7 protein-coding genes are annotated in these 7,754 nt (G+C 73.8%); 5 read left to right on the forward strand and 2 right to left on the reverse strand.

Annotation, left to right across the window (positions count from 1 at the left end):
* Positions 1–20 precede the first annotated feature (20 nt).
* The gene (locus L6E12_RS33990; RefSeq protein WP_236232017.1) at positions 21–1,970 is read left to right on the forward strand and encodes an acetoacetate--CoA ligase; all 1,950 of its coding nucleotides are present in this window, start codon (positions 21–23) and stop codon (positions 1,968–1,970) included.
* A 65-nt stretch (positions 1,971–2,035) separates the two neighbouring features.
* Positions 2,036–2,932 carry an aminoglycoside phosphotransferase family protein gene (locus tag L6E12_RS33995; RefSeq protein WP_236232018.1) on the forward strand — a complete coding sequence of 299 codons (897 nt, stop codon included), beginning with the start codon at positions 2,036–2,038 and terminating at the stop codon, positions 2,930–2,932.
* On the opposite strand, the gene L6E12_RS34000 is transcribed toward L6E12_RS33995, so the two are convergent.
* The gene (locus L6E12_RS34000; protein WP_236232019.1) at positions 2,911–4,107 is read right to left on the reverse strand and encodes an FAD-dependent monooxygenase; all 1,197 of its coding nucleotides are present in this window, start codon (positions 4,105–4,107) and stop codon (positions 2,911–2,913) included. The genes L6E12_RS33995 and L6E12_RS34000 overlap by 22 nt on opposite strands.
* Positions 4,104–4,643 (reverse strand): MarR family winged helix-turn-helix transcriptional regulator, encoded by a 540-nt coding sequence (locus L6E12_RS34005; RefSeq protein ID WP_236232020.1) that lies wholly within the window; start codon positions 4,641–4,643, stop codon positions 4,104–4,106. Before L6E12_RS34005 ends, L6E12_RS34000 begins: the two co-directional genes overlap by 4 nt.
* A gap of 363 nt (positions 4,644–5,006) precedes the next feature.
* On the opposite strand from L6E12_RS34005, the gene L6E12_RS34010 reads away from it, so the two are divergent.
* The 3 genes from L6E12_RS34010 to L6E12_RS34020 form a co-directional block, all read left to right on the forward strand.
* Positions 5,007–6,038 carry an acyl-CoA desaturase gene (locus tag L6E12_RS34010; protein ID WP_236232021.1) on the forward strand — a complete coding sequence of 344 codons (1,032 nt, stop codon included), beginning with the start codon at positions 5,007–5,009 and terminating at the stop codon, positions 6,036–6,038.
* Between the two features lie 88 nt (positions 6,039–6,126).
* Positions 6,127–6,639 carry a hypothetical protein gene (locus L6E12_RS34015; RefSeq protein WP_236232022.1) on the forward strand — a complete coding sequence of 171 codons (513 nt, stop codon included), beginning with the start codon at positions 6,127–6,129 and terminating at the stop codon, positions 6,637–6,639.
* A 110-nt stretch (positions 6,640–6,749) separates the two neighbouring features.
* Positions 6,750–7,754 (forward strand): MAB_1171c family putative transporter (locus L6E12_RS34020; protein ID WP_308075432.1); only part of this gene is annotated, 1,005 nt, incomplete at its 3' end.

A 7,754-nucleotide genomic window follows, 5' to 3' on the forward strand; every position in this document is an offset into this window, starting at 1 on the left:
GGCGCCCTAGGATCGGCGGGGTGACGGACAGCGCTGAGGTGTTGTGGCGGCCCACGGCCGAGCAGGTGGCCGGGTCGCCCCTGGCCGACTTCCTGCGGTGGCTCACCGCCTCCCGGGGGCTGGGGTTCGGTGGCTACCTGGAGCTGTGGGAGTGGTCCGCCGGGCACCCGGCGGAGTTCTGGGGCGCGGTCTGGGAGTACTACGGCCTCGACCGGGTCAGCTCCTACGAGGAGGTGCTGCCGCGCCGGGAGATGCCGGGGGCGCGGTGGTTCAGCGGGGCGCGGCTCAACTTCGCCGAGCGGTGCCTGGCAGGCGCGCGCGCCGACCGCCCGGCGCTGATCTGCGTGGACGAGCGCGGCGAGCCGGTGGAGACCTCCTGGGAGCAGTTGCGCGCGGAGGTGGCGGCGGTGTCCGCGCTGCTGCGCGCGGAGGGTGTCCGGCCGGGTGACCACGTCGCCGCGTACCTGCCGAACGTCCGGGAGGCCGTGGTCGGGGTGTTGGCGACGGCGGCCGTCGGAGCCGTGTGGACGGCGTGCTCGCCGGACTTCGGGATCGCCAGCGTGCTCGCCCGGTTCCGGCAGGTGGAGCCGGTGGTGCTGCTCGCGGGTGAGGGTTACGTTTACGGCGGCAAGCACTTCGACCGGCGGGAGCACGCGGCGGAGCTGCTGGACGGGCTGCCCTCGGTGCGGCTGCTGCTCACCGTGGGCGGCGAGTGGCCCGACCGCCCTGGCGTGCTCACCCGGGGGTGGCCGGAGCCCGGGGGTGAACCGGAGTTCGCCGACACCGCGTTCGACGACCCGCTGTGGGTGCTGTGGTCCTCGGGCACGACCGGCCTGCCGAAGGGGATCGTGCAGGGCCACGGCGGGATCGTGGTGGAGCTGCTCAAGTCGCTGGGGCTGTGCGCGGGCATCACCGGCGACGACCGGTTCGGGTTCGTCACCTCGACGAGTTGGATGGTGTGGAACTACCTGGTCGGCGGGCTGCTGCACGGTGCCACGGTCGTGCTCTACGACGGCAGCCCGACCCACCCGGACGTGGACCAGGCGTGGCGGGTCGCCGAGCTGACCGGCACCACCGTGCTCGGTGTCGGCGCCGGGTACCTGGTGGCGGGCGAGAAGTCGGGGGCGGAACCGGGGGCGCGGTTCGACCTGTCGCGGCTGCGGTCGGTGTTGCAGACCGGGTCGACCATGCCGCCGTCGGCGTGGCGCTGGGTGTACCGCAGTGTCAGCTCGGACGTGTGGTTGCAGTCGATCTGCGGTGGCACCGACGTGTGCTCGGCCCTGGCGGGCGCGGCGGCGGACCTGCCCGTCCACACCGGGCGCATCCCCGCGCCCGCGCTCGGGGTCGCGCTGGCGTCGTGGAGCCCGGACGGGGTGCCGCTGGTGGGCGAGCAGGGGGAACTCGTGGTCACCGAGCCGCTGCCGTCGATGCCGCTGCGGTTCGTCAACGACCCGGACGGGCAGCGGTACCGGGCGGGCTACTTCGACGTGTTCCCCGGTGTGTGGCGTCACGGCGACTGGGTGACCGTGCACGCCGACGGCAGCCTGGTGGTGTCAGGCCGCTCGGACTCCACGCTGAACCGGATGGGCGTGCGGATGGGGTCGGCGGACATCTACGCCGTGGTCGAGCGCTTCCCGGAGGTCGCCGACAGCCTGGTCATCGGCGCCGAACTGCCCGACGGCGGCTACGCCATGCCGCTGTTCGTGGTCCTCACCGGCGGCGCGGAGCTGGACGACGACCTGCGCGACCGGCTGCGGTCGGCCATCCGCACCGAGCTGTCGCCCCGGCACGTGCCCGACGACATCGTGGCCGTGGCCGCCGTGCCGCGCACGCTGACCGGCAAGAAGCTGGAGGTCCCGGTGAAGCGCATCCTCCAAGGCGCCCGGCCGGAGCAGGTGATCTCCCCCGGCGCGGTCACGAACGCGGAGACGCTGCCGTGGTTCGCCGAGTACGGGTCCCGCCTGGGCTGAAACTAGTGGACAGCACCCGCCCTCCCCCGCTGTGATGGTCGGACACCACGAGGGGGGCGCTCGCGTTGACGGTCGAGATCGATGTGGCACTGGTCCGGCGGCTGCTGGCCGCGCAATGTCCACAGTGGTCCGATCTGCCGGTGGTGCCGGTGGCGAAACCGGGTTGGGACAACATGACCTTCCGCGTCGGCGACCGGCTCTCGATCCGGCTGCCGAGGTACCCGAGGTGGGAGGAGCAGGTCACCCGCGAGCAGCGGTGGCTGCCCGTCCTCGCCCCGCACCTCCCCCTGGCCGTGCCCACGCCGGTCTTCCGGGGCGAACCGGGCGAGGGCTACCCGTTCCCCTGGTCGGTCATCGAGTGGCTCGACGGCGAGGACGCGGTGGGCTTCACCCCCACCGAGGAGTCCGTCCTGGCCCTGGCGGGCTTCTTCCGCGCGTTGCGGGCGATCGACGCGACCGGCGGTCCGCCGCCGCAGTGGAGCAACGGCTTCCGCGGTGGCCCCGTGGACGACGAGCGGGATTCCCCGATCGTGGCCGATCGCCTCCGCGCCAAGCTCGACGCCCTGGCCGGTCTGACCGATGTGGACGGCCTGACCGCCGTCTGGGAGACGGGTCTGGCCGCACCCGCGTGGCCGCACCCGCCGGTCTGGGTCCACGGCGACCCCGCGCCGGGGAACCTGCTGGTCCGCGACGGCCGCCTGGTCGCGGTCATCGACTTCGGCACGGTGGCCGTCGGCGACCCGGCCTGCGACCTGATCGCCGCCTGGGCGTCCGTCCCCGCCCGGCACCGCGCCGCCTACCGCGACGCCCTCGGCGTGGACGACGCCACCTGGGCACGGGGCCGGGTCTGGGGCATGACCGCGACCCTGCCCACCCCCGAGGACTTCGCCACCGACCCGGCGGGCGCGCACCGCCGGGTCGCCGAACTCGTCGACGACGCTCAGGCGGACGCGACCGCGTAGTCCGGCAGGTCGATCGCGTCGGCGGGCGGGGTGGCGAAGTGGGCGCCGACGCGGGTCAAGGCCGGTTTCGCGGCCAGGTCGAGCACCCGCTGCAACACCCGGATGCCCGTCCGGGTCTGCGGGGTCGCCAGGCGCGGCGCCAGCGACGACACCTTCTGCGCCTGGGTGACGTACGGGCGCATGACCCGCTCGTAGGCGGCGAACCCGGCCCGGTGGTCGTCGTGCCGGGCCAGTTCACCCGCAAGCACGTAGGCGCCGACGAGGGCGAGGCTGGTGCCCATGCCCGACAGCGGGGACGGGCAGTAGGCGGCGTCACCGAGCACGGCGATGCGGCCCCGGGACCACCGGTCGAGCCGCACCTGGCCGATGGCCTCGAAGTAGAAGTCCGAACTGGACTCCATGCCGGCCAGTACGCGCGGGGTCTGCCAGCCCGCGTCCGCGTAGTGCTCGCGCAGGAACCGCTTCTGCGCGGGCACCGCGAGCCGGTCGACGCCACCGGGGGCGGACCGGAACGACAGCGACGCGCGGACGGTGCCGAGGTTGTCCGGGCGCAGCACGACGGATCGGCCGCCGGGGGCGTTGTACCAGCGGGCGAAGTCGTCGTCGCCCGGTTCGCGGGGGATGGTGAAGTAGGCGGTGTGCAGGCCGAGGCCGCGGTGGTGGGTGAGGTCGGCGAAGACCAGGTCGCGGGTGCGCGAGCGCAGGCCGTCGGCGAGGACGACGAGGTCGAAGACCCGGTCGGGACCGGTCCGGAAGGACACCCGGACGTGGTCGCCGGTGTCGTCCAGGGCGGTGATCTCGTCGTCGAAGGCGTACTCGGTGTCGGCGGCGGTGTGCGCGTGCAGCAGTTCGGCGAGTTCACCGCGCAGGATCTCCAGGTCGATCACGAACCCGGCGCCGCCGAAGGAGTCCGCGCCGAAGGTGGCGCGCACCCGCCCGGCGTCGTCGACGAAGTGCAGGCCGCGCTCGTGGGTGAGCCGTTCCCGGACGGCGGGTTCCAGGCCCATGCGCTCGACCACGGTGCGCCCGGCGCCGCGCAGGTCGACCGTCTGGCCGCCGGGTCGGACGCCGGGCGCGCGCTCGACGACGGTCGGGGTCATGCCGTGCGCGCGCAGCCAGTGGGCGAGCGCGGGCCCGGCGATGCCTGCGCCCGAGATCAGGACAGTGCGGGTCATCGGGGGTTCTCCTCGATTCGGGAAGTCGGTCGGTCCTCGGTCATGGCGTCGGCGGCGGAGGTGTAGACCTCGACGACGTCGCCGAGGAACCGCGCCACCACCGCGCGGTCGGCGGGGCTGAGCGCGTCCACCAGCCGCTCCACGCCGCTGAGCAGGGGTCGCAGGTGGTCGAGCAGGCGGACGACGGACTCCTCGACCGGGTCGACGAGCACCTTGCGCCGGTCGGTCTCGTGCGCGCGGCGCCGCACGTGCCCGGCCCGCTCCAGCCGGTCCACCACGTGCGTGCCTGCCGCCGTGGAGATCCGCAGCCGGTCGGCCAGCTCCCGGGCGGTCAGCGGCCCCTCGGTGATCAGCCGGTCCATCGCGGCCAGATCCGTGGGGTTGATCCCCAGCGCCCGCCCCAGCCGCTGCTCGACCACCAGCGTCAGCGCGCCGACCTCCTGCAACCGCTCCATCACGTCGTTGCCGACACCGGGACTGGGCACACCTGCCGGGATCGCGGCGTACCTCCGCGCGGGGCGCTCTGCTGGGCTCACGGACCCAGACTACCAACAAAGTAACTAATCAGCTTAGTGAGTTAATCAGGCAATGCCAGGTGAACAGTTCACAGCCGCAATCGGACAGACAGCCCCTGGTCAACGCGCGGCGGCAGGCGGGTCCCGAGTGTCCGGAGCGACTCCCACCAGGCCGGACGGGGAGCCGCGAACCTACTCCGCAGTCGGCCGAGGACGGTGGACCGGAACGATTTCGGGCACCGCGACACAGCACAGGTGCCCGTGTACGGTGACGGTGTCGACGGCGTATCGCGGGTTGGCGGTCCGGCTGACCTCCGTGGCCGACGCCGGACGCCATACCGCCCCGACTCCCACCCACTCACGACCCAGGAATGGTGGCGGCACGTGACGTCGCTCGACACACCGGCCACGGCCGTCGGCAACTACGCCGAACTGGCCCGGGCCATCCGCGCCGAGGGCCTGCTCGACCGCCGCAACGGGCGCTACGTCCTCCGCATCGCGCTCAACATGGTCGCCTTCGCCGCGGGCTGCGTGGCCTTCGCCGCCCTGGGCGACTCCTGGTGGCAGCTGCTCGTCGCGGTCTTCTTCGCGGTGATGTTCGCCCAGCTCGCCTTCGTCGGCCACGACGCCGGGCACCACCAGATCTTCAGCAGCAAGCGCGCCAACACCGCCATCGGCCTCTGGCACGGCGGCATGGTCGGCATGAGCTTCGGCGCCTGGATCGACCAGCACAACCGCCACCACCAGGCCCCCAACCACGAGGAGACCGACCCCGACGTCAACATCGCGGTGCTGGCCTTCACCACCGGCCAGAGCCTGGAGAAGCGCGGCTTCCTGCGCTGGATGGCCAAGCACCAGGCGTACCTGTTCTTCCCGCTGCTGCTGCTGGAGGGCTTCAGCCTGCACGTGAACGCCGTGCAGTCGCTGCGCCGCAAGGAACTGCGCGGCAGGCGCGTGGAGCTGTTCCTCCTGCTCGGCCACTTCGCGGTGTACCTGACCGCGGTGTTCCTGGTGCTGTCCCCGCTGACCGGCATCGTGTTCATCCTCGTGCACCAGTGCCTCTGGGGCCTCTACATGGGCTGCTCGTTCGCCCCCGGCCACAAGGGAATGCCGACGATCGCCGCGGGTCAGCGCGTCGACTTCCTGCACCGCCAGGTCCTCACCTCCCGCAACATCAGCGGTGGCCGCCTGGTCGAGTTCGCCACGGGCGGCCTCAACTACCAGATCGAGCACCACCTCTTCCCCACCATGCCCAGGATGAACCTGCGCCGCGCGAAGCCCATCGTCGAGCGCTACTGCGCCGAGCACGGCATCGAGTACACCGAGTGCGGCCTCGCCGCCACCTACGGCCACGTGCTGCGCCACCTGCACGCGGTCAGCGCCCCCCTGCGCACCCCGGTGGCGACCCCGGCCTGATCTCCCCCCAGGACCCGCGGCTGCCCGGCAGCCGCGGGTCCGCACGAAGCGGCCGGTGCCGGTGGACCCTGCCGATAGGCTGTCGCCCATGGTTGGAGGGGCCACCCGCCGACTCCTCGTGAGCCGGGCGGCGGTGCGCAGGCGGCACGCGGTGCTGCTGCGCGAACTGCCGGTCCCGGTCCCGTTCGACGCGGGCGCGCTGTGCGCGCGGGTCGCCGAGCGGCGCGGCAGGCCCATCCGGCTGGTGCCGATGGCCGGGCTGACCGGGGTGTGCGGCATGTGGGTGGCCACCGACACCGCCGACCTCGTCTTCCACGAGAGCGACACCACCCCACCGCACCGCGACCACATCATCCTGCACGAACTGGCGCACCTGCTGTGCGACCACCGGATCTCGATCCCCCTGGCCGAGCAGGCCCGCGCCCTCCTCCCCGACCTGGACCCCGACGTGGTGCGCCGCGTCCTGGGCCGCACGGCCCACTCCGGCCCCGAGGAGCGCGAGGCCGAACACCTGGCCTACCTCATCCGCCACCGCGGGGCACCGGGCACCACCCTCACCACCCGCCTCCACCGCGCCCTGGGCGGCGACGACCTTGTCTGAACCGCCCACCTCGACCCCCACCGGCGCGACCGCCGACCGGTCACCCCGTCCCCCGCCACACCTCGGGCGCCCGAACCCCGAACTCCGAGCACCGGCAGCCCGTGATCCCCGTGGCTGAACTGATCCGCCAGTGGGTGCCCGCGGCGCTGGCCTGGCTGCTCCTGCTGAGCAAGTGGCGCGGCACCGATCCCACCCGCCGCTGCGTGCGCCACGTGCTCCTCGGCCTGGCCTGCTCCCTCACCGCCCAGATCCCTCCCGCGGCCACCGCCCTCGGCGACCTCACGGGCGTCCCCCACGCCGCCCGCCTGCTCAGCCACCTGGGCATGGTGCTGGCGGTGTGGGCGGGCCAGGCGTTCCTGTCCCGCGTCAACGGCCACCCGCACGGCGCCCGCTGGCAGGCGTGGTGGGCGGCGAGCACGGCCGCCCTGATGTGCGCCCTGTTCGCGGCCATGCCCGACATACTCCCGCAATCCCCGTGGGTCATGGAGTACTGCCTGGCCTACGCCCTGGCCCAGGCGCCCGCGCTGGCGGCACTGGTCCACTCGGGCCTGCGCCACGCCCGGCGGGCGCAGGACCGCACCACGCGGACCAGCCTGCGCCTGGTCGCCGCGGGCGCGGCCCTCGGTCTGCTGTACCTGGTCAACAAGTCCGTCCTGGCCACAGCGCCACGGCTGGGCTTCGAGTTCCCGTTCGGCCGCACCACCGCCCCCGGCAAGGTGCTGCCCACCACGGCGTACCTGCTGGTGCTGCTGGCCGCCGCGCTCCCCGCCTGCCTGGGCTGGCTGCGCCGCTACCGCCTGCACCGCAGGCTGGGTCCGCTGTGGCGGGCCCTGCACCGCGCCGACCCGACCATCGCCCTCGACCCGCCCGCCGTGCCCGACGCGCTCGTGCTGGGCGGCCTGCGGCCGCGCCTGTACCGCCGCGTCATCGAGATCCGCGACGGCCTGCTGGCCCTGCGCCCCTACCGCTGCCGGGACACCACCGAGTCGGCCCGCGCCGCGGCCACCGCCGCGGGCCTGACCGGTCGGGAGCTGGCCGCCGCCGTGGAGGCCGCCGCGGTGGCCGCCGCCCTGCGCTCACGCGCCGACGGCACGCCCCCGACCGCGCGCGCCGCC

The organism is Actinokineospora sp. PR83 (assembly GCF_021056305.1).
In the GTDB taxonomy this organism is placed as follows: domain Bacteria; phylum Actinomycetota; class Actinomycetes; order Mycobacteriales; family Pseudonocardiaceae; genus Actinokineospora; species Actinokineospora spheciospongiae.

What these genes read in the sequence shown, in the direction of transcription:
- L6E12_RS34000 (WP_236232019.1), bottom strand. Translation starts at nt 4,107, where the DNA reads ATGACCCGCACTGTCCTGATCTCGGGCGCAGGCATCGCCGGGCCCGCG.
- L6E12_RS34015 (WP_236232022.1), top strand. Translation starts at nt 6,127, where the DNA reads ATGGTTGGAGGGGCCACCCGCCGACTCCTCGTGAGCCGGGCGGCGGTG.